The organism is Streptomyces sp. NPDC006294 (genome assembly GCF_042870895.1).
Classification (GTDB): domain Bacteria; phylum Actinomycetota; class Actinomycetes; order Streptomycetales; family Streptomycetaceae; genus Streptomyces.
This window is the reverse complement of sequence record NZ_JBIAHV010000013.1, coordinates 218179-242012: the sequence shown is the minus strand read 5'-3', so window position 1 is coordinate 242012 and position 23834 is coordinate 218179. Positions and strand designations below refer to the sequence as shown.

At 68.7% G+C, this 23834-nt stretch carries 14 protein-coding genes and 1 pseudogene; 10 read left to right on the top strand and 5 right to left on the bottom strand.

Annotation, left to right across the window (positions count from 1 at the left end; genetic code table 11):
* Positions 1-63: 63 nt before the first annotated feature.
* From ACFYOP_RS24160 to ACFYOP_RS24140, 5 genes are all read left to right on the top strand, one after another.
* The gene (locus ACFYOP_RS24160) at positions 64-1038 is read left to right on the top strand and encodes a hypothetical protein (protein ID WP_356898609.1); all 975 of its coding nucleotides are present in this window, start codon (positions 64-66) and stop codon (positions 1036-1038) included.
* A gap of 274 nt (positions 1039-1312) precedes the next feature.
* Complete coding sequence (rplJ, locus tag ACFYOP_RS24155; protein ID WP_005313626.1) at positions 1313-1843, top strand: 50S ribosomal protein L10; 531 nt, start codon at positions 1313-1315, stop codon at positions 1841-1843.
* A 109-nt stretch (positions 1844-1952) separates the two neighbouring features.
* Entirely contained in the window at positions 1953-2336 is a 384-nt protein-coding gene (rplL, locus tag ACFYOP_RS24150; RefSeq protein ID WP_005313624.1) for a 50S ribosomal protein L7/L12, read from the top strand.
* 555 nt (positions 2337-2891) lie between these two features.
* On the top strand, positions 2892-6374 hold the full coding sequence (gene rpoB, locus ACFYOP_RS24145) for a DNA-directed RNA polymerase subunit beta (RefSeq protein ID WP_356898608.1): 3483 nt from the start codon (positions 2892-2894) through the stop codon (positions 6372-6374).
* Between the two features lie 97 nt (positions 6375-6471).
* Complete coding sequence (locus ACFYOP_RS24140) at positions 6472-10386, top strand: DNA-directed RNA polymerase subunit beta' (protein WP_356898607.1); 3915 nt, start codon at positions 6472-6474, stop codon at positions 10384-10386.
* Between the two features lie 75 nt (positions 10387-10461).
* On the opposite strand, the gene ACFYOP_RS24135 is transcribed toward ACFYOP_RS24140, so the two are convergent.
* Complete coding sequence (locus tag ACFYOP_RS24135; RefSeq protein WP_356898606.1) at positions 10462-11526, bottom strand: hypothetical protein; 1065 nt, start codon at positions 11524-11526, stop codon at positions 10462-10464.
* Positions 11523-11813, bottom strand: a complete 291-nt coding sequence (locus ACFYOP_RS24130; protein ID WP_356898605.1) for a hypothetical protein — start codon at positions 11811-11813, stop codon at positions 11523-11525. The genes ACFYOP_RS24135 and ACFYOP_RS24130 overlap by 4 nt, the downstream gene beginning before the upstream one ends.
* 442 nt (positions 11814-12255) lie before the next feature.
* Between ACFYOP_RS24130 and rpsL the strand changes: the two genes are divergently transcribed.
* The 5 genes from rpsL (at position 12256) to ACFYOP_RS24105 (ending at position 19477) form a co-directional block, all read left to right on the top strand.
* Positions 12256-12627, top strand: a complete 372-nt coding sequence (rpsL, locus tag ACFYOP_RS24125; RefSeq protein WP_003948652.1) for a 30S ribosomal protein S12 — start codon at positions 12256-12258, stop codon at positions 12625-12627.
* Between the two features lie 2 nt (positions 12628-12629).
* On the top strand, positions 12630-13100 hold the full coding sequence (gene rpsG, locus ACFYOP_RS24120) for a 30S ribosomal protein S7 (protein ID WP_014047773.1): 471 nt from the start codon (positions 12630-12632) through the stop codon (positions 13098-13100).
* A 38-nt stretch (positions 13101-13138) separates the two neighbouring features.
* Positions 13139-15265 (top strand): elongation factor G, encoded by a 2127-nt coding sequence (gene fusA / locus ACFYOP_RS24115; protein ID WP_356898604.1) that lies wholly within the window; start codon positions 13139-13141, stop codon positions 15263-15265.
* Positions 15266-15419: 154 nt separating this feature from the next.
* Positions 15420-16613, top strand: a complete 1194-nt coding sequence (tuf, locus tag ACFYOP_RS24110; RefSeq protein ID WP_356898603.1) for an elongation factor Tu — start codon at positions 15420-15422, stop codon at positions 16611-16613.
* 236 nt (positions 16614-16849) lie between these two features.
* Positions 16850-19477, top strand: a complete 2628-nt coding sequence (locus ACFYOP_RS24105; RefSeq protein ID WP_356898602.1) for a peptidoglycan recognition protein — start codon at positions 16850-16852, stop codon at positions 19475-19477.
* Between the two features lie 124 nt (positions 19478-19601).
* Here the strand turns inward: ACFYOP_RS24105 and ACFYOP_RS24100 are convergent, their stop codons facing one another.
* The 3 genes and pseudogenes from ACFYOP_RS24100 to ACFYOP_RS24090 all read right to left on the bottom strand — a co-directional run.
* The gene (locus ACFYOP_RS24100) at positions 19602-21806 is read right to left on the bottom strand and encodes a PIG-L family deacetylase (RefSeq protein ID WP_388452707.1); all 2205 of its coding nucleotides are present in this window, start codon (positions 21804-21806) and stop codon (positions 19602-19604) included.
* Between the two features lie 400 nt (positions 21807-22206).
* Positions 22207-22923, bottom strand: coding sequence for a trypsin-like serine protease (locus ACFYOP_RS24095; protein WP_356898601.1), 717 nt, complete (start codon positions 22921-22923; stop codon positions 22207-22209).
* 339 nt (positions 22924-23262) lie between these two features.
* Positions 23263-23826 (bottom strand): annotated as a pseudogene (locus tag ACFYOP_RS24090) (RNA ligase family protein); the annotation flags it as partial.
* Between the last annotated feature and the right edge of the window lie 8 nt (positions 23827-23834).

Here is a 23834-nt window from a genome sequence, read left to right as displayed (position 1 = left end):
CTCCTGGGTGTCGGTGGGGTGGGCTACGGTTCAAGAGATCGGTACGAACCAAGGGGTGGGAAGATGATCATGTCCGCATGGGGACGGCGCGCAGGCGTCTCGCTGACGGCCGTCGCGTTGGTCGCCGGTGTGTCGGGGTGCCAGAGCGCCGAGAAGAAGGCCGCGGAGGCCCCGTCGGCGAAGCCGCCGACCCAGTCCCGCGGGGCGGTGACGCAGGCGCTCACGGCGGCCTACGAGAAGACCGCGGCCGCCAAGTCCGCCAAGGTGCGGGTGACCCTCTCGATGCCGGCGGCCGCGGGGGGCGGCGGCAGCATGGAGATGACGGGGACCATGGGCTGGGACCCCGCGGCGATGGACATGACCATCAAGGGCGGCGCGTTCCCGGCGGCCACGCCGGACGCGCCCGAGCAGATCCGCATGGTGATGCTGGACGAGGTCATGTACATGGACATGGGTGCGAAGGCGCCCATCGACATGGACGGCAAGCGCTGGATGAAGATGGACCTCGGCGCCATGGCCGCGCTGTCCGGCGACGAGACCCTCCAGGAGCCGCTGACCGGCGGGCTGGACGAACTGAACCAGGACCCGGCCCAGCAGCTCGCGCTGCTCCTCCAGTCGCCGAATCTCAAGCACATCGGCCCTCAGAGGATCGACGGCGTGGACACCCAGCACTACAAGGGCTCGCTCACGGTCGCCGAGATGCTCGAGGCCGACACGTCGCTCGACGTCCTCACGCCCGAGGAGCGCAAGGAGCTGCTGGCGGGCATCGACGAGTCCGGCATCGAGGGCTACGACACCGAGGTCTGGGTCAACGAGGACGGCTATCCGGTGCGGATGGACATCGGCATCGACAGCCCCATGGGCACCGTCGAGATGGTGGCGAACTACTCGGACTACGGCGTGAAGTCCGAGGTCAAGGCACCGCCGGCGAGCGAGACGTTCGACTTCACGAAGATGCTGGAGGGCCTCGGCGAGGAGTTCGGCGCCGGTGACACGGGCGACGGGCCGGGGAGCGCGGACGGCGTCGGCGCCGCCTGACGAATGCTGCGGATGACCCGATTTGCCTGAGCGGGACCTGCTCCCGTACTCTTCCGAGGAAGCCAAAGACCGCTGGTCGTTGCCGTGCTCTCCTCCGAGGGTCCGGTGGCCGAAGGATCCGCTCAGAAGCGGACGACCCGCGCAGGTGCCTTGAGGAAGCAAGCTCCCGGAAGTGATTCCGGTCGAGCTGAGCCCCGTGCGCCTGCGCCGGGGCGTTTCGTTTTGTTCGGCGCCTTCTGAGCGGTCCTCATCACCCGGAAGGAGGCCGACGCTCATGGCAAGGCCCGACAAGGCTGCCGCGGTGGCCGAGCTGACGGAGTCGTTCCGCAGCTCGAACGCCGCCGTGCTGACCGAGTACCGGGGTCTCACCGTGGCTCAGCTCAAGGAGCTGCGCCGTTCGCTCGGTGAGAACGCCCAGTACGCCGTGGTGAAGAACACGCTGACCAAGATCGCGGCCAACGAGGCCGGGATCAACTCGCTCGACGACCACTTCACTGGTCCGACGGCGGTTGCCTTCATCACCGGTGACCCGGTGGAGTCGGCGAAGGGTCTTCGTGACTTCGCCAAGGACAACCCGAACCTGATCATCAAGGGCGGTGTCCTTGATGGCAAGGCGCTGTCCGCCGATGAGATCAAGAAGCTCGCGGACCTCGAGTCCCGCGAGGTTCTGCTCGCCAAGCTGGCGGGCGCCATGAAGGGCAAGCAGTCCCAGGCTGCCGCGCTCTTCCAGGCGCTTCCCTCGAAGTTCGTCCGCACCGCGGAGGCGCTTCGTGCCAAGAAGGCCGAGCAGGGCGGTGCCGAGTAATTCGGCTCGCGCATTGACCGCCGCCTGAGGCAGCGGTCGCAGCGGGCCGAACGTACGCCCGCCTCACATGTACACACGGCACCTGCCGAATGAGTGGAAGGACGCCATCATGGCGAAGCTGTCCCAGGACGACCTGCTTGCGCAGTTCGAGGAGATGACCCTCATCGAGCTCTCCGAGTTCGTGAAGGCCTTCGAGGAGAAGTTCGACGTCACCGCCGCCGCCCCGGTCGCCGTCGCCGCTGGTGGCGCCGCTGCCGCCCCGGCCGAGGCCGAGGCCGAGCAGGACGAGTTCGACGTCATCCTCACCGGCGCCGGTGAGAAGAAGATCCAGGTCATCAAGGTCGTGCGTGAGCTGACCTCGCTGGGTCTGAAGGAGGCCAAGGACCTCGTCGACGGCACCCCGAAGCCGGTCCTCGAGAAGGTCGCCAAGGACGCCGCGGAGAAGGCTGCCGAGTCCCTCAAGGCCGCCGGCGCCTCCGTCGAGGTCAAGTGACCCCAGGGAGTCTGCTGACTCCTCGCGTGTAACGCACGCACACCGAAGGGCGATCATCCAACTGGGTGGTCGCCCTTCGGCATACCCGCCGAGGCTGCCTTGCTCTTCGCCCTCCGGGGAGTATGGTGATCATCGCCGTGCGCCCCTCACGGCGGCAGGCAGGACCCGGAGCAGCAGCTCAGGGGCGGGGGCCTTGACGAACCGCACGCAGCGCGCAATTCTCAGGACGCGTCGTCACACGGATCCTTGTTCCGAGGCATGGATCGGCGACCGAACGGGCAGTATCGAGGTGCGCCTCACGGCGCACAGGGTTCGCAGCGGAGATGAGAACAACGAGGGATTCGAGGGTCGCCAAGACCCGCACTGGACATCAGTGTGCCAAGTGGCTACACTGACCCTTTGCGCTGCCTGTTAGCTGCCCTCTGCCCGTCACCAGGGGCATGCCCGTGATTGAGCATCGGATGAAGAACAGCCCCTAGCTGGGGTTTCTCCCTCCATGCACACCATGGGACCGGTACGCGCGTAGTGAGTCCGAGCCCTCGGAAGGACCCCCTCTTGGCCGCCTCGCGCAACGCCTCGACCGCGAATACGAACAACGGCGCCAGCACTGCCCCGCTGCGCATCTCCTTTGCAAAGATCAAGGAGCCCCTCGAGGTTCCGAACCTCCTCGCGCTGCAGACCGAGAGCTTTGACTGGCTGCTCGGTAATGCCGCATGGAAGGCTCGTGTCGAGGCGGCTCTCGAAAGCGGACAGGACGTCCCCACCAAGTCCGGTCTGGAGGAGATCTTCGAGGAGATCTCCCCGATCGAGGACTTCTCCGGGTCGATGTCGCTGACCTTCCGCGACCACCGCTTCGAGCCCCCCAAGAACTCGATCGACGAGTGCAAGGAGCGCGACTTCACGTACGCGGCCCCGCTCTTCGTCACGGCCGAGTTCACCAACAACGAGACCGGCGAGATCAAGTCCCAGACGGTCTTCATGGGCGACTTCCCGCTCATGACCAACAAGGGCACCTTCGTCATCAACGGCACCGAGCGTGTCGTCGTGTCGCAGCTGGTCCGCTCGCCGGGTGTCTACTTCGACTCCAACATCGACAAGACGTCCGACAAGGACATCTTCACGGCCAAGATCATCCCGTCCCGGGGTGCCTGGCTCGAGATGGAGATCGACAAGCGCGACATGGTCGGTGTCCGCATCGACCGCAAGCGCAAGCAGTCCGTCACCGTCCTCCTGAAGGCTCTCGGCTGGACCACCGAGCAGATCCTCGAGGAGTTCGGCGAGTACGAGTCGATGCGCGCCACCCTGGAGAAGGACCACACCCAGGGCCAGGACGACGCGCTGCTCGACATCTACCGCAAGCTGCGTCCGGGCGAGCCCCCGACGCGCGAGGCCGCTCAGACGCTGCTCGAGAACCTCTACTTCAACCCGAAGCGCTACGACCTCGCCAAGGTCGGCCGCTACAAGGTGAACAAGAAGCTCGGCGCGGACGAGCCGCTGGACGCTGGCGTGCTCACGTCGGACGACGTCATCGCCACCATCAAGTACCTGGTCAAGCTGCACGCCGGCGAGACCGAGACGGTGGGCGAGTCCGGTACCCAGATCGTCGTCGAGACCGACGACATCGACCACTTCGGCAACCGTCGTCTGCGCAACGTCGGCGAGCTCATCCAGAACCAGGTCCGCACGGGTCTGGCTCGTATGGAGCGCGTCGTGCGTGAGCGGATGACGACCCAGGACGTCGAGGCGATCACGCCGCAGACCCTGATCAACATCCGGCCGGTCGTCGCCTCCATCAAGGAGTTCTTCGGCACCAGCCAGCTGTCGCAGTTCATGGACCAGAACAACCCGCTGTCGGGTCTCACCCACAAGCGCCGTCTGTCGGCGCTCGGCCCGGGTGGTCTCTCCCGTGAGCGGGCCGGCTTCGAGGTCCGTGACGTGCACCCGTCGCACTACGGCCGCATGTGCCCGATCGAGACCCCTGAAGGCCCGAACATCGGTCTGATCGGCTCGCTCGCGTCCTACGGCCGGGTCAACGCGTTCGGTTTCGTCGAGACCCCGTACCGCAAGGTCACCGACGGCCAGGTCACCGACGAGGTCGACTACCTGACCGCCGACGAGGAGGACCGCTTCGTCATCGCCCAGGCGAACGCGACCCTGAGCGACGAGCTCCGGTTCACCGAGGCCCGTGTTCTGGTCCGCCGCCGTGGCGGCGAGGTCGACTACGTCCCGCCGACCGAGGTCGACTACATGGACGTCTCGCCGCGCCAGATGGTGTCGGTGGCGACCGCCATGATCCCGTTCCTCGAGCACGACGACGCCAACCGTGCCCTCATGGGCGCGAACATGATGCGCCAGGCCGTTCCGCTCATCAAGGCGGAGGCGCCGCTCGTCGGCACCGGCATGGAGTACCGCTGCGCCACCGACGCCGGTGACGTCATCAAGGCGGAGAAGGACGGTGTCATCCAGGAGGTCTCGGCCGACTACGTCACCGTCACCAACGACGACGGCACGTACACCACGTACCGCATCGCGAAGTTCTCCCGCTCCAACCAGGGCACCTCGGTGAACCAGAAGGTCATCGTCTCCGAGGGCGACCGCGTCATCGAGGGCCAGGTCCTCGCCGACGGCCCCGCCACCGAGAACGGTGAGATGGCGCTCGGCAAGAACCTGCTCGTGGCGTTCATGCCGTGGGAGGGTCACAACTACGAGGACGCGATCATCCTGTCGCAGCGCCTCGTGCAGGACGACGTCCTCTCCTCGATCCACATCGAGGAGCACGAGGTCGACGCCCGTGACACCAAGCTCGGCCCCGAGGAGATCACCCGGGACATCCCGAACGTCTCCGAGGAGGTCCTCGCGGACCTCGACGAGCGCGGCATCATCCGTATCGGCGCCGAGGTCGTCGCCGGCGACATCCTGGTCGGCAAGGTCACGCCCAAGGGCGAGACCGAGCTGACCCCGGAGGAGCGCCTGCTCCGCGCGATCTTCGGTGAGAAGGCGCGCGAGGTCCGTGACACCTCGCTGAAGGTGCCGCACGGCGAGACCGGCAAGGTCATCGGTGTGCGCGTCTTCGACCGCGAGGAGGGCGACGAGCTTCCCCCGGGCGTCAACCAGCTGGTCCGCGTCTACGTGGCCCAGAAGCGCAAGATCACCGACGGTGACAAGCTCGCCGGCCGTCACGGCAACAAGGGCGTCATCTCGAAGATCCTGCCGATCGAGGACATGCCGTTCCTGGAGGACGGCACCCCGGTCGACATCATCCTCAACCCGCTGGGCGTCCCGTCCCGAATGAACCCGGGACAGGTCCTTGAGATCCACCTCGGCTGGCTCGCCAGCCAGGGCTGGAAGGTCGAGGGCAGCGAGGAGTGGATGCAGCGACTGCAGGTCATCGGCGCCGACGAGGTCGAGCCCGGCACCAACGTCGCCACCCCGGTCTTCGACGGCGCCCGCGAGGACGAGATCGCCGGCCTCTTCGAGGCCACGATCCCGAACCGCGACGGCAACCGGATGGTCCAGCCGTCCGGCAAGGCCAACCTGTTCGACGGCCGCTCCGGCGAGCCGTTCCCGGACCCGATCTCGGTCGGGTACATGTACATCCTCAAGCTCCACCACCTGGTCGACGACAAGCTGCACGCCCGTTCGACCGGTCCGTACTCGATGATCACCCAGCAGCCGCTGGGTGGTAAGGCCCAGTTCGGTGGCCAGCGGTTCGGAGAGATGGAGGTGTGGGCACTCGAGGCGTACGGAGCGGCCTACGCCCTCCAGGAGCTGCTGACCATCAAGTCCGACGACGTGACCGGCCGCGTGAAGGTCTACGAGGCCATCGTCAAGGGCGAGAACATCCCCGAGCCCGGCATTCCCGAGTCCTTCAAGGTGCTCATCAAGGAAATGCAGTCGCTCTGCCTCAACGTGGAGGTGCTCTCCTCGGACGGCATGTCCATCGAGATGCGCGACACGGACGAGGACGTCTTCCGCGCCGCGGAGGAGCTCGGTATCGACCTGTCCCGGCGTGAGCCGAGCAGCGTCGAAGAGGTCTGACGGGCCTGGCGGGGGCTCCCACACAGGAGCCCCCGCCATCCCCGGGACCGTTCAGACCATGATTGAGACACGACCCCGAAAGAGGGATTGACGCACAGTGCTCGACGTCAACTTCTTCGACGAGCTGCGGATCGGCCTGGCCACCGCGGACGACATCAGGACCTGGTCCCACGGCGAGGTCAAGAAGCCCGAGACCATCAACTACCGCACCCTCAAGCCCGAGAAGGACGGACTCTTCTGCGAGAAGATCTTCGGTCCGACCCGGGACTGGGAGTGCTACTGCGGCAAGTACAAGCGTGTCCGCTTCAAGGGCATCATCTGTGAGCGGTGTGGCGTCGAAGTCACCCGTGCCAAGGTGCGCCGCGAGCGGATGGGCCACATCGAGCTCGCCGCTCCCGTCACCCACATCTGGTACTTCAAGGGCGTCCCGTCGCGCCTCGGCTACCTGCTGGACCTGGCGCCGAAGGACCTCGAGAAGGTCATCTACTTCGCCGCTTACATGATCACGTTCGTGGACGAAGAGCGCCGCACGCGCGATCTGCCGTCGCTGGAGGCCCATGTCTCCGTCGAGCGCCAGCAGGTCGAGAACCGCCGCGACGCCGACCTCGAGGCCCGCGCCAAGAAGCTCGAGACGGACCTCGCCGAGCTCGAGGCCGAGGGTGCCAAGGCCGACGTGCGCCGCAAGGTGCGCGAGGGCGCCGAGCGTGAGATGAAGCAGCTGCGCGACCGCGCCCAGCGCGAGATCGACCGTCTCGACGAGGTGTGGAACCGCTTCAAGAACCTCAAGGTCCAGGACCTCGAGGGCGACGAGCTGCTCTACCGCGAGCTGCGTGACCGCTTCGGCACGTACTTCGACGGCTCGATGGGCGCCGCGGCGCTGCAGAAGCGCCTGGAGTCCTTCGACCTCGACGAGGAGGCCGAGCGCCTCCGCGAGATCATCCGCACCGGCAAGGGCCAGAAGAAGACCCGTGCGCTCAAGCGCCTCAAGGTCGTCTCCGCGTTCCTGCAGACGTCCAACAGCCCCAAGGGCATGGTGCTCGACTGCGTGCCGGTCATCCCGCCGGACCTGCGTCCGATGGTGCAGCTGGACGGTGGCCGCTTCGCGACCTCCGACCTGAACGACCTGTACCGCCGGGTGATCAACCGCAACAACCGTCTGAAGCGCCTGCTCGATCTCGGCGCCCCCGAGATCATCGTGAACAACGAGAAGCGGATGCTCCAGGAGGCGGTCGACGCCCTCTTCGACAACGGCCGTCGTGGTCGCCCGGTCACGGGCCCCGGCAACCGTCCGCTGAAGTCGCTGTCCGACATGCTCAAGGGCAAGCAGGGCCGCTTCCGTCAGAACCTGCTCGGTAAGCGAGTCGACTACTCGGCGCGTTCCGTCATCGTCGTCGGCCCGCAGCTGAAGCTGCACCAGTGCGGTCTGCCCAAGGCCATGGCGCTGGAGCTCTTCAAGCCGTTCGTGATGAAGCGCCTGGTCGACCTGAACCACGCGCAGAACATCAAGTCGGCCAAGCGCATGGTCGAGCGTGGCCGCACCGTGGTGTACGACGTCCTCGAAGAGGTCATCGCCGAGCACCCGGTGCTGCTGAACCGTGCGCCCACGCTGCACCGCCTCGGCATCCAGGCCTTCGAGCCGCAGCTGGTCGAGGGCAAGGCCATCCAGATCCACCCGCTCGTCTGCACCGCGTTCAACGCGGACTTCGACGGTGACCAGATGGCCGTGCACCTGCCGCTCTCCGCGGAGGCGCAGGCCGAGGCGCGCATCCTGATGCTGTCCTCGAACAACATCCTCAAGCCGGCCGACGGCCGTCCGGTCACCATGCCGACCCAGGACATGGTGCTGGGCCTCTTCTTCCTGACCACGGACGAGGAGGAGCGCAAGGTCATCGGTGAGGGCCGCTCCTTCGGTTCCACCGCCGAGGCGATCATGGCGTTCGACGCCCGGGAGCTCTCGCTCCAGGCGAAGATCGACATCCGCTTCCCGGTCGGCACCATCCCGCCGCGCGGCTGGACGCCGCCGGCGCAGGTGGAGGGCGACGACTCCTTCGGCGAGGGCGTGTGGCAGCAGGGGGACTCGTTCCGTCTGCGCACCACCCTGGGCCGCGCGCTCTTCAACGAGCTGCTGCCCGAGGACTACCCGTTCGTCGACTACACGGTCGGCAAGAAGCAGCTCTCCGAGATCGTCAACGACCTCGCAGAGCGCTACCCCAAGGTCATCGTGGCGGCGACGCTCGACAACCTGAAGGCGGCCGGCTTCTACTGGGCGACCCGTTCCGGTGTCACCGTTGCCATCTCGGACATCGTGGTCCCCGACGCCAAGAAGGCGATCGTCAAGGGCTACGAGGACCTGGACGAGAAGGTCCAGAAGCAGTACGAGCGCGGTCTGATCACCAAGGAAGAGCGCACGCAGGAGCTCATCGCGATCTGGACCAAGGCGACCAACGAGGTCGCCGAGGCCATGAACGCGAACTTCCCGAAGACCAACCCGGTCTCCATGATGGTCAACTCGGGTGCTCGCGGAAACATGATGCAGATGCGTCAGATCGCGGGTATGCGTGGTCTGGTGTCGAACGCCAAGAACGAGACCATCCCGCGTCCGATCAAGGCGTCCTTCCGTGAGGGCCTGTCCGTGCTGGAGTACTTCATCTCCACGCACGGCGCCCGTAAGGGTCTGGCGGACACCGCCCTGCGTACCGCCGACTCGGGTTACCTGACCCGTCGTCTGGTGGACGTCTCGCAGGACGTCATCATCCGCGAGGAGGACTGCGGCACCGACCGCGGCCTCAAGCTCAAGATCGCGGAGCGTGGCGCCGACGGCAGCCTGCGCAAGACCGAGGACGTCGAGACCTCTGTCTACGCCCGGATGCTCGCCGAGGACGTCGTCGTCGAGGGCAAGGTCATCGCGCCGGCCAACGTCGACCTCGGTGACGTGCTCATCGACGCGCTGGTCGCGGCCGGTGTGGAGGAGGTCAAGACCCGCTCGGTCCTGACCTGTGAGTCCGCGGTCGGCACCTGTGCGTACTGCTACGGCCGTTCGCTCGCGACCGGCAAGCTGGTCGACATCGGTGAGGCGGTCGGCATCATCGCCGCCCAGTCCATCGGTGAGCCCGGCACGCAGCTGACGATGCGTACCTTCCACACCGGTGGTGTGGCCGGTGACGACATCACCCAGGGTCTGCCCCGTGTCGTCGAGCTCTTCGAGGCTCGTACGCCCAAGGGTGTCGCCCCGATCTCGGAGGCGGCCGGCCGCGTCCGTATCGAGGAGACCGAGAAGACCAAGAAGCTCGTCGTCACCCCGGACGACGGCAGCGACGAGACGCCGTTCCCGATCTCGAAGCGTGCCCGTCTCCTGGTCGGCGAGGGCGACCACGTCGAGGTGGGCCAGAAGCTCACCGTGGGTGCCACCAACCCGCACGACGTGCTGCGGATCCTCGGTCAGCGCGCGGTCCAGGTCCACCTGGTCGGCGAGGTCCAGAAGGTCTACAACTCGCAGGGTGTGTCGATCCACGACAAGCACATCGAGATCATCATCCGGCAGATGCTGCGCCGTGTGACGATCATCGAGTCCGGCGACGCCGAGCTGCTGCCCGGCGAGCTGGTCGAGCGGTCGAAGTTCGAGACCGAGAACCGTCGTGTGGTCACCGAGGGCGGTCACCCCGCCTCCGGCCGTCCGCAGCTGATGGGTATCACCAAGGCCTCGCTGGCGACCGAGTCGTGGCTGTCGGCGGCGTCCTTCCAGGAGACGACCAGGGTTCTGACGGACGCGGCGATCAACGCCAAGTCCGACTCCCTGATCGGCCTCAAGGAGAACGTCATCATCGGTAAGCTCATCCCGGCCGGTACGGGTCTGTCCCGCTACCGCAACATCCGGGTCGAGCCGACCGAGGAGGCCAAGGCCGCGATGTACTCGGCCGTCGGCTATGACGACATCGACTACTCGCCGTTCGGCACGGGCTCCGGCCAGGCCGTTCCGCTGGAGGACTACGACTACGGTCCGTACAACCAGTAAGAGCGTGTGAAGAAGGGCGGTCACCCCACGGGGTGGCCGCCCTTCGGCGTTCTCGTGCGGTCGGGCCCGGGGCCGTCAGGTCCCGGGCGCGGACAGGGCCCAGGCGTCGTCACTGTCGACGAAGACGGCGCCGACGCCCTGCAGGCCGAGCCGCAGGGACGACCGGCCCCGGCCCTCGGCGATCAGCCGGCCGGCGCGGGGGTCCGCGGCACGGGGCTCACGGATGGCGAAGTCCCCGTCGCCCCGGTGCTCGAACGTGGCCACGCGGTGCCCGGCGCGGTTCAGCAGCACCTCCGAGGCGTCGCCGTGCACCGTGCCGTCGAGGGCGCGCGCCCGGCGGGCGGGGAGCAGGGCGGCCCGCCACGGTCCGTCCGTGATGATCTCGATGGTGACGGCGTCGTCGACGGGGGCCGGTGCGGGCACGCGGACCAGGGCCGGGCCCCGCTCGCGGGAGGCCAGCTTCACGGCCCGCCGGCCCCGGCGGCCGCCGACCCTCGCGCACACCAGGAAGCCGCCGGGGGAGGTCCCCTCGAAGGCCAGGAGGCACTTGCCCGTCCAGCCCTCGGGCCGGGGCATCCGCAGAGTGGCCGAGCCGCTGCCGTGGCTCCAGACGGCCGGGTCGTTCTCCGTCCGCCGGTCGTCGCCGCCGGTGGACAGCCGCTCCAGGGCCTGGTGCCCGCGGGCGAGGATCCGCGGCACCAGGCCCGGTTCCGCGTGTTTGGCCTCCTCGTAGACGTCGAGGGCGATCTGCCAGTCGGCCGCGTGGGCGCCGCCGGCCAGGGGGCGGCGCGCGAGCAGCTCCCCGTACCGGGTGACGGCCTGCTCGGCGGCCTGCTGCCCGGACAGGGGCCGCGCGGACGGCAGCAGGGCCTGCGGTACTGCTGCCGGGGTTCCGGCCCGCTCGCGCAGCCGGCGCAGACGGAGGCAGAGCGCGGTGCCGGAGCCGAGCAGCAGGGCGAACAGGAGCACCGGGGCGGCTGCCGTCCCGCCCGCCGCCGCGCTCAGCAGTGCCAGGGCCGCCACGAAGCACCCCAGGTGGGTCAGGACCGTACGGACCCGGGTCGCGGTGCGCACACCGGGCAGCGGGCGCCAGGAGCCGGTCGTGGCGAGGGCGGCGGCGGGCGACGGGCGGGGTCTCATGGCGTCTCCCGGGGCTGGGGCTGTCCGAGGAGCGCGAAGTGGACCCTGCGCAGTGCCCGTGCTCCCACCGCGAGCACGGGTGGCACGTCCGCGGGCGGGAGGGCGTGGGCGAGGGCGAGCACGTCCACGACGACGGCGTAGTCGTCGACGACGGCCCGCGGCACTCCCGGCGCGCTCACGGCGGCCGCGTAGCCGCCTGCCACATCCGCGTATTCCATGATGGTCAGGCGCACGTCGACGGTGGTGTCGTCGAGGTCGTGGGCGGTTCGGGCTCGGTGGTCGGTCACGGCGGACCTCCTCGTACCGGACGGTTCGGCTCACCGCATTGTCCGGGCGCGCCGGTGCCCGGGTCAGGGGATGCCGGGGGCTGTCTTGGGCGCCCCGCGTTGCCGACTTCCGGCAATCCGGCGGCGTTCGTCCGAGGCCGCGTCCGGCGCGGGGCGGGGGTCCGCGGGCGGGTGACGGGTGCGCAGGTAGTGAGGGTCGTCCCGCGCGTGGGCATTTGTTTTGACCGGAGTCCATGCGGTAGGTACGCTCAGACCTTGTGCCTGGGGTGTGCCTGGGCTCGTGTGCGTGTCTTCAACCGCAACGCGAGTCAGATATCGGCCACCGCAATCTGTGTTCCTTCCACCTCTCGGTGGAGGTCCGCAGTATTCGACACACCCGACCGCGTGGGTCGGAGATGTTCCAGGTTAGCTTCACTGACGGCACACAGAAACCGGAGAAGTAGTGCCTACGATCCAGCAGCTGGTCCGTAAGGGCCGGCAGGACAAGGTCGAGAAGAACAAGACGCCCGCGCTCGAGGGTTCCCCTCAGCGTCGTGGCGTCTGCACGCGTGTGTTCACGACCACCCCGAAGAAGCCGAACTCGGCCCTCCGTAAGGTCGCGCGTGTGCGTCTGACCTCCGGCATCGAGGTCACGGCCTACATCCCGGGTGAGGGACACAACCTGCAGGAGCACTCCATCGTGCTCGTGCGTGGTGGCCGTGTGAAGGACCTGCCGGGTGTTCGTTACAAGATCATCCGCGGCTCGCTCGACACCCAGGGTGTCAAGAACCGCAAGCAGGCCCGCAGCCGCTACGGCGCCAAGAAGGAGAAGTAAGAATGCCTCGTAAGGGCCCCGCCCCGAAGCGCCCGGTCATCATCGACCCGGTTTACGGTTCTCCTCTGGTGACCTCGCTCATCAACAAGATCCTGCTCAACGGCAAGCGTTCCACCGCCGAGCGGATCGTCTACGGCGCGATGGAGGGTCTTCGTGAGAAGACCGGCGCCGACCCGGTCATCACCCTCAAGCGTGCTCTCGAGAACGTGAAGCCGTCTCTCGAGGTCAAGTCCCGCCGTGTCGGTGGCGCCACCTACCAGGTGCCGATCGAGGTCAAGCCCGGTCGCGCCGCCACCCTCGCGCTGCGCTGGGTCGTGGGTTACTCCCGCGCCCGCCGTGAGAAGACCATGACCGAGCGCCTCATGAACGAACTGCTCGACGCCTCCAACGGCCTCGGCGCTGCGGTCAAGAAGCGTGAGGACACGCACAAGATGGCCGAGTCCAACAAGGCCTTCGCGCACTACCGCTGGTAGTCGCTACCCACATCGAGACCGAGAGAAGATTGAGCCTTATGGCCACCACTTCGCTTGACCTGGCCAAGGTCCGCAACATTGGGATCATGGCCCACATCGACGCGGGCAAGACGACGACCACCGAGCGCATCCTGTTCTACACCGGTGTGAGCTACAAGATCGGTGAGGTCCACGACGGCGCTGCCACGATGGACTGGATGGAGCAGGAGCAGGAGCGCGGCATCACGATCACGTCGGCCGCGACGACCTGTCACTGGCCGCTCGAGGACGTCGATCACACGATCAACATCATCGACACGCCGGGTCACGTCGACTTCACGGTCGAGGTGGAGCGTTCGCTCCGCGTCCTCGACGGTGCCGTCACCGTGTTCGACGGTGTCGCCGGTGTCGAGCCGCAGTCCGAGACCGTCTGGCGCCAGGCGGACCGCTACGGCGTCCCGCGCATCTGCTTCGTCAACAAGCTCGACCGCACCGGTGCCGAGTTCCACCGCTGTGTCGACATGATCGTGAACCGCCTCGGCGCGACCCCGATCGTGATGCAGCTGCCGATCGGCGCCGAGGCCGACTTCAAGGGCGTCGTCGACCTCGTTCGTATGAAGGCTCTTGTCTGGTCCGCCGAGGCCACCAAGGGCGAGATGTACGACACCGTCGACATCCCGGCCACGCACGCCGAGGCCGCCGAGGAGTGGCGCGGCAAGCTGATCGAGACGGTCGCGGAGAACGACGAAGAGATCATGGAGCTGTACCTCGAGGGCCAGGAGCCCACCGAGGAGCAGCTGTACGCCGCGATCCGTCGTATCACCATCGCTTCCGGCAAGGGCGGCGACACCACGATCACCCCGGTGTTCTGTGGTACCGCCTTCAAGAACAAGGGCGTCCAGCCCCTGCTCGACGCCGTTGTGCGCTACCTCCCCTCCCCCCTGGACGTCGAGGCCATCGAGGGCCACGACGTGAAGGACCCGGAGACGGTCGTCTCGCGCAAGCCGTCGGAGAGCGAGCCGCTGTCGGCCCTCGCGTTCAAGATCGCGAGCGACCCGCACCTCGGCAAGCTCACCTTCATCCGGGTCTACTCGGGTCGCCTGGAGGCCGGCACCTCGGTGCTGAACTCCGTCAAGGGCAAGAAGGAGCGCATCGGCAAGATCTACCGCATGCACGCGAACAAGCGTGAGGAGATCGACGCGGTGGGCGCCGGCGACATCGTCGCCGTCATGGGCCTGAAGCAGACCACCACCGGTGAGACGCTGTGCGACGAGAAGAGCCCGGTGATCCTGGAGTCCATGGACTTCCCGGCGCCGGTCATTCAGGTCGCGATCGAGCCCAAGTCCAAGGGTGACCAGGAGAAGCTGGGTGTCGCCATCCAGCGGCTCGCGGAGGAGGACCCCTCCTTCCAGGTTCACTCGGACGAGGAGACCGGCCAGACCATCATCGGTGGTATGGGCGAGCTTCACCTCGACGTCCTCGTCGACCGTATGCGCCGCGAGTTCAAGGTCGAGGCGAACGTCGGCAAGCCGCAGGTCGCGTACCGTGAGACGATCCGCAAGACCGTCGAGCGCCACGACTACACGCACAAGAAGCAGACCGGTGGTACCGGTCAGTTCGCCAAGGTGCAGATCGCGATCGAGCCGATCGAGGGCGGCGACGCCTCGTACGAGTTCGTGAACAAGGTCACCGGTGGCCGCATCCCCAAGGAGTACATCCCTTCGGTGGACGCGGGCGCACAGGAGGCCATGCAGTTCGGCATCCTGGCCGGCTACGAGATGACCGGCGTTCGCGTCATTCTTCTCGACGGTGGTTACCACGAGGTCGACTCCTCCGAGCTGGCCTTCAAGATCGCCGGTTCGCAGGCCTTCAAGGAGGCCGCGCGCAAGGCTTCGCCCGTACTGCTCGAGCCGATGATGTCCGTCGAGGTCACCACGCCCGAGGACTACATGGGTGAGGTCATCGGCGACATCAACTCCCGCCGTGGTCAGATTCAGGCCATGGAGGAGCGCCACGGCGCTCGCGTCGTGAAGGGCCTCGTGCCCCTCTCGGAGATGTTCGGCTACGTCGGAGACCTCCGCAGCAAGACCTCGGGTCGCGCAAGCTACTCGATGCAGTTCGACTCCTACGCCGAGGTTCCCCGGAACGTCGCCGAGGAGATCATCGCGAAGGCCAAGGGCGAGTAACTCACCCGAGTTGACGCTTTAGGCTTGTCACCGGAGCCTGCTGGGGCATTTCCTCCGACATCACGGAGGGAATGCCCCGGGCCCCGGCATCCCAGCAAAGATCACCTGGCGCCGATGAGTAAGGCGTACAGAACCACTCCACAGGAGGACCCCAGTGGCGAAGGCGAAGTTCGAGCGGACTAAGCCGCACGTCAACATCGGCACCATCGGTCACATCGACCACGGTAAGACGACCCTCACGGCCGCCATTACCAAGGTGCTGCACGACGCGTACCCGGACCTGAATGAGGCCTCGGCCTTCGACCAGATCGACAAGGCTCCTGAGGAGCGCCAGCGCGGTATCACCATCTCCATCGCGCACGTCGAGTACCAGACTGAATCGCGTCACTACGCCCACGTCGACTGCCCCGGTCACGCGGACTACATCAAGAACATGATCACGGGTGCTGCCCAGATGGACGGCGCCATCCTCGTGGTCGCCGCCACTGACGGCCCGATGCCGCAGACCAAGGAGCACGTGCTCCTGGCCCGCCAGGTCGGCGTTCCGTACATCGTCGTCGCCCTGAACAAGGCCGACATGGTGGACGACGAGGAGATCCTGGAGCTCGTCGAGCTCGAGGTTCGTGAGCTGCTCTCCGAGTACGAGTTCCCGGGCGACGACCTGCCGGTCGTCAAGGTCTCGGCGCTCAAGGCGCTCGAGGGCGACGCCGAGTGGGGCCAGTCCGTCCTCGACCTGATGAAGGCCGTCGACGAGTCCATCCCGCAGCCCGAGCGTGACGTCGACAAGCCGTTCCTGATGCCGATCGAGGACGTCTTCACGATCACCGGTCGTGGCACCGTCGTCACCGGTCGTATCGAGCGTGGTGTCCTCAAGGTCAACGAGACCGTCGACATCGTCGGTATCAAGACCGAGAAGACCACCACCACGGTCACCGGCATCGAGATGTTCCGCAAGCTGCTCGACGAGGGCCAGGCCGGTGAGAACGTCGGTCTGCTCCTCCGTGGCATCAAGCGCGAGGACGTCGAGCGCGGCCAGGTCATCATCAAGCCCGGTTCGGTCACGCCGCACACCGAGTTCGAGGCCCAGGCCTACATCCTGTCGAAGGACGAGGGTGGCCGTCACACCCCCTTCTTCAACAACTACCGCCCGCAGTTCTACTTCCGTACCACGGACGTGACCGGCGTCGTCACCCTCCCCGAGGGCACCGAGATGGTCATGCCGGGCGACAACACCACCATGTCCGTCCAGCTGATCCAGCCGGTCGCCATGGAGGAGGGCCTGAAGTTCGCCATCCGTGAGGGTGGCCGGACCGTGGGCGCCGGCCAGGTCACCAAGATCAACAAGTAATTGTTGTTCTGACCGACCTGTGCCGCTCCGGACGGAGCGTCATATGAGGGCCCCCGGCCCGCCGTTCTCGGCGGGCCGGGGGCCCTCGCCGTTGCGCCGTCGGGACGAAACATGGCGGCCCGGTGGCGATTCACCGACACCCCGGTAACGGGAGTGTCAGTTGATGCCCGTACTATCACGCGGGTCAGCTGTGACATGTCCACTAAGGGGTGGGGACAACTTTGAGATTGGGACGAGTGCGCGGCACAGCCGTCGCCGCTGCCCTCGGTGTCGTTGCGGTCCTGGGCGTCCAGGGGATCGCGGGCGGTTCCGAAGCTGAAACGCAGGCACAGAAGAAGGCCGACGAGACCCCGTCGGCATACAGCGCCCGGGCCAAGGAGAACGGCCCGGTCAAGAGCAAGGTCCACAAGCTCGCCCTGAAGTCCCAGGGCAAGGGCGAGGCGGCGCTCTCGCGGCGCGGCACCGAGCCGTTCGGCATGCTGGGCGTCTCGTGGCCCGACCCGGACGCCGAGGTCGCGGGCACGATCGAGGCCCGTACGCGCAGCGCGGAGACCGGCGAGTGGTCCGACTGGATCGAACTCGAGCCGTATCTGCCCGGCCTCGACGGTGAGCGCCCCGCGGAACGCGGCTCGACGGAGCCCGTCTGGGTGGGACGCTCCAACGGCGCCGAGGTAAGGGTGAGCGACGGAGCGGCTGCCGGGAAGCTGCCGGCCGGCCTCCGTCTCGACATGGTCGACCCGATCGCCGAGGACGGCGCGGAGCAGTCCGGCGGCGATCTGAACGCCGAGCCGGCCGCCTTCGCGGCTTCCGCGGTCGAGCCGGGCCCGCCGTCCACGGTTCCGCAGCCGCCGGTGGTCACTCGCGCCGAATGGGGCGCGGACGAGACCATGAACGACGAGGGCCCCATCTATCTGGCGGACGGCCGGATCAAGGCCGTCTTCGTGCACCACACCGCGAGCGGTGCGTACGACTGCACCGAGTCGGCGGCCGTCGTCCGGTCGCTGCACGTCTACCACGTGCAGACCAACGGCTGGCGCGACCTCGGCTACAACTTCCTCGTCGACAAGTGCGGCACCATCTTCGAGGGCCGGCAGGGCGGCATCGACCAGCCCGTCCAGGGCGCGCACACCTACGGCTTCAACGCGGAGTCGACAAGCGTCTCGGTCATCGGCGACTACACGGACGTCGGCGCGAGCAGCGCCGCGCAGACCGCGGTGGCGCGGATGTCCGCCTACAAGCTGGGCCAGTACGGGGGCGACCCCGCGGGCAAGACCACGCTGGTCGCCGGCGCCACGCAGACGAACTACCACGGCACCCGGTTCACCGCAGGGCAGTCGTACACGTTCGACCAGATCTCCGGTCACCGGGACGGCTTCAACACCCAGTGCCCGGGCATGAAGCTCTACCCGCAGCTGCCCGGCATCCGCACGCTGGCCGCCGGCCCCGTGCAGAACCTGAAGGTCACCGACGTCGGTGGCGGAGCGGTTCCCGGCGGCAGCGGCTACGAGAGCCCCGGGCCGGTCACCGTGAAGTGGTCCACCACCACGCCCAGTTCGCTCATCTCCCGGTTCGAGCTGCTCGCCGACGGCACGCCCGTGGCGACCGTCGAGGGGAACCGGCGTTCGGCCACGGCGACACTGCCGCCCGGCACGCACCGGCTTCTCGTCAAGGGCGTGCACCAGTCCGGCAAGGCGGTCTCCGCCACCGCCGCGACGGTGACGGTGCCCGAGGCGAAGAGCTACTTCCCGGTGACGCCGAAGCGGCTCATGGACACCCGTACCGGTCTGGGCGTGCCGCAGGCTCCGGTCGGTGACGGCGGTGTCGTCACTCTCCAGGTGACGGGCGTCCAGGGCATCCCGGCCACCGGGGTCGGTGCCGTCGTGCTGAACGTGACGGCGACCAAGCCCACCGCTCCGCACAGCTATGTGTCGGTCTACCCGGACGGCACGACGCGCACCAGCGCGTCCAGCCTCAACTTCGTCCAGGGCCAGACCAAGCCGAACCTGGTCATCGTGCCGGTGGTCAACGGCAAGGTGAACTTCTACAACTGGGACGGCACGGTCCATCTGATCGCGGACGTCACCGGCTACTACATGAGCGGCGACGCCGCCGCCCAGGGGTCGACGCACTACCCGGTGACCCCGAAGCGGCTCATGGACACCCGTACCGGTCTGGGCGTGCCCCAGGCTCCGGTCGGTGACGGCGGTGTCGTCACCCTCCAGGTCGCGGGCGTCGAGGACGTGCCGGCCGGGGTCAGCGCGGTCGTGCTGAACGTGACGGCGACCAAGCCGACGGCTCCGCACAGCTATGTGTCGGTCTACCCGGACGGTACGACGCGCACCAGTGCGTCGAGTCTCAACTTCGTCCAGGGCCAGACGACGCCGAACCTGGTGATCGTGCCGGTGGTCAACGGCAAGGTGAACTTCTACAACTGGGACGGCACGGTCCATCTGATCGCCGACGTCACCGGGTACTTCATGGCGGGCGGTGAGGGCGCGTCGCACTACAACGTCACGCCGAAGCGCCTGATGGACACCCGTACCGGTCTCGGTGTGCCGCAGGCTCCGGTCGGTGACGGCGGTGTCGTCACCCTCCAGGTCTCCGGCGTCCAGGGCGTTCCGGCGACCGGTGTGACCGCGGTCGTGCTGAACGTGACGGCGACCAAGCCGACGGCTCCGCACAGTTACGCGGCGGTCTACCCGGACGGCACGACGCGCACCAGCGCGTCGAGCCTGAACTATGTGCAGGGGGAGACCGTCCCCAACCTGGTCATCGTGCCGGTGGTCAACGGCAAGGTGAACTTCTACAACTGGGACGGCACGGTCCACCTGATCGCGGACATCACGGGCTACTTCAGCGAGTGATGTGACGCGGGGGCTGTGCACGGCACAGCCGGATGAACACAGCGGGATGGTCCGGGGTCCGCCCCGGGCCATCCCGCTCGTCGTTTCCGCCCCGCGTGCGGCGGCCTCGCCGGGCCAGCCGGGTCTAGCCCGTCGTGGCCGCCGCCCCCTCGCGGGGCGACCAGATCCACGGGTGGGCGTCCGGTCCCATGCCCACCAGCGTCGGCCCGGCGGGTGTGACGGCCGGCGCGGGCGTGTCCAGCGGCACGGGGCCGGTGGTGCGGGTCAGCAGCCGGCCGTCGTGGTGCATCTGGACCCGGCCGTGCAGATCCCGGCCCACGAGCACCTGGCCGTACGACCCGCCGCGCCCGTCCGGCGTACCGGCCTCCCGTTCCGTGCCGGGCCGGCCGGGTGCCGCGGTGAGCGGTCCGTACCCGTCGAAGCGGAAGCCTGCGGACAGCCGTTGGCCTTCCGCCGTGAACAGGGCCGCCCGTGGGGACGCGCTGCCGCGCGAGTCCGCCGGCGACGTGCGCCGCCACGGCGCCTCGGTCCGGTAGAGCAGCCGTACGGAGCCGTCCGGCCCGGGGCCCGTCAGCACGGCCGGCTGGTCCACGGCGGCCGGGAGCCGGCCGGCGGGCCGGTGGCGCAGCGGCTCGCCGGGTGCGTCCTGGGCCCAGTGGTGGACCGTGTCGCGGCCCGTGCCGAAGAGGTGGACCCGGCCGGCGCCGTCCACCGCGGCGGTCAGACCGTCCTGGACCTCGGCGTCCCCGTCCAGCGCCCGCCAGTCGCTCCAGCCGCCGTCGGCGTCACGGACCCGGGTGCTCACGCCCTTGTCGGCGTCGCGTACGAACAGATGGACCCGCCCGTCGGGCGCGGCGACCGCCACCGGCACACCGATGCGCCGCCCGCGGCTGTCGGAGCGCTCCGGGTTCCCCAGCCCCCGCCAGGCGTGGAACTCCCCGCCCGGGGCGCGCTGCTCCAGCAGCACGATCTCGCGGGAGTTGCCCCCTCGGTGCCCGCTGATCTCCGCGAACCGCAGCGCGAAGACCAGCCGGCGGCCGTCCGCGAGGGCCGCCGTCCCCAGTACGGGAGCGAGCGGGCCGCCGCCGAGGTCGTCCGGCTCGTCCCAGTTCCCGCTGCCCGGCAGGGTCTCCCGCCAGCGCACGGCCCGCAACCCGAGCACACCGTAGGCGACGAGCCGGCCGTCCGGGTCGGTGGCGACGGCCGCTCGTGCGCCGGGATAGCGGCGATGGGTCGAGCGCACCCAGCCCTTGGTGTTGGTCAGCGGGCGCCGGCCGCCGACGCCGTAGTCGCCGCAGCCCCCGCTGTTGCCGCACTCCCAGTCGGGGTCACCGCCGTACGGGACCAGGTGCGACGCCTTCCGTTCGAGGACCGGCAGCGGCAGGTTCTTCGGCCAGTGGCGGTTGTAGTAGCCGCGGAACGAGGTGGCGACGAAGGCCGGTATCCCGCCGCCGTCCCTGGTGCTCTCGGCGACCCAGCGCACCATGGCCGCCCAGCTGAAGGACGCGACGGCGGTGTGGTCGGCGTGGTCCGAGTAGCCGGGCTGCTCGCTGTCCCGCTTACGGGTCGCCTCGTCGCTGAACTGGATGTCCGGATCCGGGTCGAGGGTGTGGATCACGGTCGGCCGGTACCGCTCCATCAGGCCCACGAGGACGTCGATGAGCTCGTCGTAGTCGTAGCTGTCGGCGCGGCGGACGGGGGAGTCGTCGGCGATCGCCGTCCGTACGCTCAGCGCGCGGTCGTGCCAGAGGCTGGGCAGCGCCGTCCAGCGGCGCGGGCTGTGCATGGAGAGATTGAGGAAGATCAGCTCCACGCGGCGGTTGCCGTCGGCGAGCGTGTTGATCTCCGCCCGCCGGTCGCCGCGGAGCGTCGCGACGCCCTTGTGCCAGTCCGTGAACTTGTCCAGGCCGAGCAGGGTCGCGTAGGCCTGGCGCAGGCCCTGGTGCCGGGCGGACGAGTAGGCGCCCTTGTCGGCGGGAGCGGCGGCCCGCCCGGGTATCCGGTTGATGCCGTTGTGCTCGCCGGCCGTGACGTAGACGCAGACCAGCGGGACCCCCGAGTCCAGCATGAGCCGGGCGTCCGGGTTCATGAAGTACAGGTCGTCGTCCGGGTGCGCCAGTATCTGCATCAGCTGTGCCCGCCGCGAGGTGGTGATGGGCATACCGGGCGCGGGATCGGCGACGGGCCCGGTGCGCCGCGGCGCCGGCACGGAACACGAGACGAGCGCGGCGGAGGCGGCCGCCGCGAGGGCGGAGGCGGCCGCGACGACACTGCGCCGCCGGGGCCGGTTCGGGGCAGGGGCCGGCCCTGACACAGCTCTGTCGTCCACGCGTCGTGCTCCGTCCGCTTCCCCCGCAGCGGCCGGGCGTCGCCCCCGTCTGCGTACCGTGCTCTCCCCAGGTCGGCGGGCCGGCTGGTCGAGACCGGCGCACCGCGATCAACTAGACGGGGGACGGACGCCGGAGGTTGCCTGCCAGTTCGGTTCCTGTTCGAGCGGAGCGGGGTCCCGCCGGGCCCGCCCCCGCCCCCGCCCCGGGTGAGTAGCGGCGGCGGTCAGGCGTCGTAGCGACCGGGCTTGCGCCCGGAGCGAGCCGGGGACTCCGGCGCCGGGGCCCCGCGGGAGGACACCGACCGCACCGGTCCACAGATCACAGTGCCCCGCCCGGGCGGGCGGGGCACTGTGACGTCGGAGTGACCTCAGCGGCCGTGGGTCGGACCCGGCAGTGGGGTCAGACGCCCGCGACGGACTGGATCCAGGAGCGGTACGCCGTCACGTTCGTGTACGCCGTCGTGGTCTGGCGGTCGCTGGTGGAGGCGACGCCGACCTGGACGCCGCCGGCCATCATCGGGCCGCCGGAGTCGCCGCCGGCGGTGATGCCGTCGCCGCGGCGGGCGCAGATCGCCGAGCCGCCGTAGGCGTCACGGCAGCCACCGGTGACGGTCACGTTGGCGACCTTCAGGTACTGGGACTGGCAGTTGGCCTCCGAGCCGCACCGGGAAGTCGCGCCCCAGCCGTAGACCTGTACGTTCTGGCCGACGTACACCGAGCCCGGCTGCCCGAGCCGGGCGTAGCTCGCGGACACGGAGCGGTCGAGGCGGACCAGCGCGAGGTCGGAGCCGTGGGTGATCGTCTGCGTCCCGTACGCGACGGTGCCGCCGCTGTGCTGGTCGAGGCTGCCGATACGGAAGGCGAGCCCGCCGCCGCTGACGCAGTGCTTGGCGGTCAGGATCCAGGTCGGCGCGATGATCGACGCCGAACAGGTCTCTCTGCCGTTCGAGAAGAGGCGTGCCGCCCACGGGGCGTTCTGTGCGTAGCCGCCGCCGATGATCGGCTGCGGGCCGCTGGGCACGGGCGCCGGGGACGTGGCGGCCGTGGCGGTGGGCGCGATGGTCAGGGCGGCCAGCAGGGCAGCCGCAAGTGCCGTGAACAACCTGGCTATTCGCAAGGCTCCTCATTTCCGAAGACACGCGCGGGGACGCGTGTGGGGGTGTCCAGGAGCCATCAGGATCGCCAGGGGACGGCGGAGTTGGGTAATAGCGTTCTGCCATAACACGGTGTTATGCCGAGGGCGGCAGCGCTTGTCCGCCCGCTCAGCGCAGGGTCGGGACCTCGCCGCCGGGTGCGTACGTCACCGTCGTCCGCGCCAGTCCCCGCAGCCACGGGGCCGCGCGTTCCGCGAGCCGGGCCGCGTCCGGCGGGGTCGGGCCGAGGCGGATGGCGTAGCGGGTGGGGGAGTGCGCGAAGGGGCGGGCCAGGAGTGGACGCCCGGTTCGGGGAGTGCCGACACATGCCCGGCCCGTACCCACTTGGCGACCCGCCGCCCGAACTCCTCGGCCGCGAAGCCGTCGGTGGTGCGGACGACGTACCCCTCTTGGCGCACGGGGTCCGACTCCAGCGCTCGCAGCGCCCTTTCGTCGAGCGTGCCGCGCCACAGCACACGCGGCACGGGAATCCCGAGCCGCCGCAGAAACGGAACGGTGCGGCACCAGTCCAGGCACCGGCCGCGCTCGTCCCACACGGAGAAGCCGTAGAAGTAGCTGTCCAGGTCGTCGTACGCGATCGAGCGCCGGGCAAACATGTTCTCCCCGCACCCGCGCCAGCCCTCGGGGACGTGGTGCCCGATCCGGCCCTGCAGCGCCTTCACCCACGCCCGGGACGGATGATGCGGCGAGTCGAGCGACCGCGCGTGCAGCCCGTTCCGGTAGAGGGTGGTGTTCTCCCCGTCCAGCTTCTCCGTGACGACGACCTCCCGGCCGCGCAGCCCGTCCAGACCGCCGACCCGGACATCATCCGCCGTCGCCCTGGGCGACCACGGCAGATGCCGGGTCCGCGGGTGGTGCGTACGCATGGTGACCG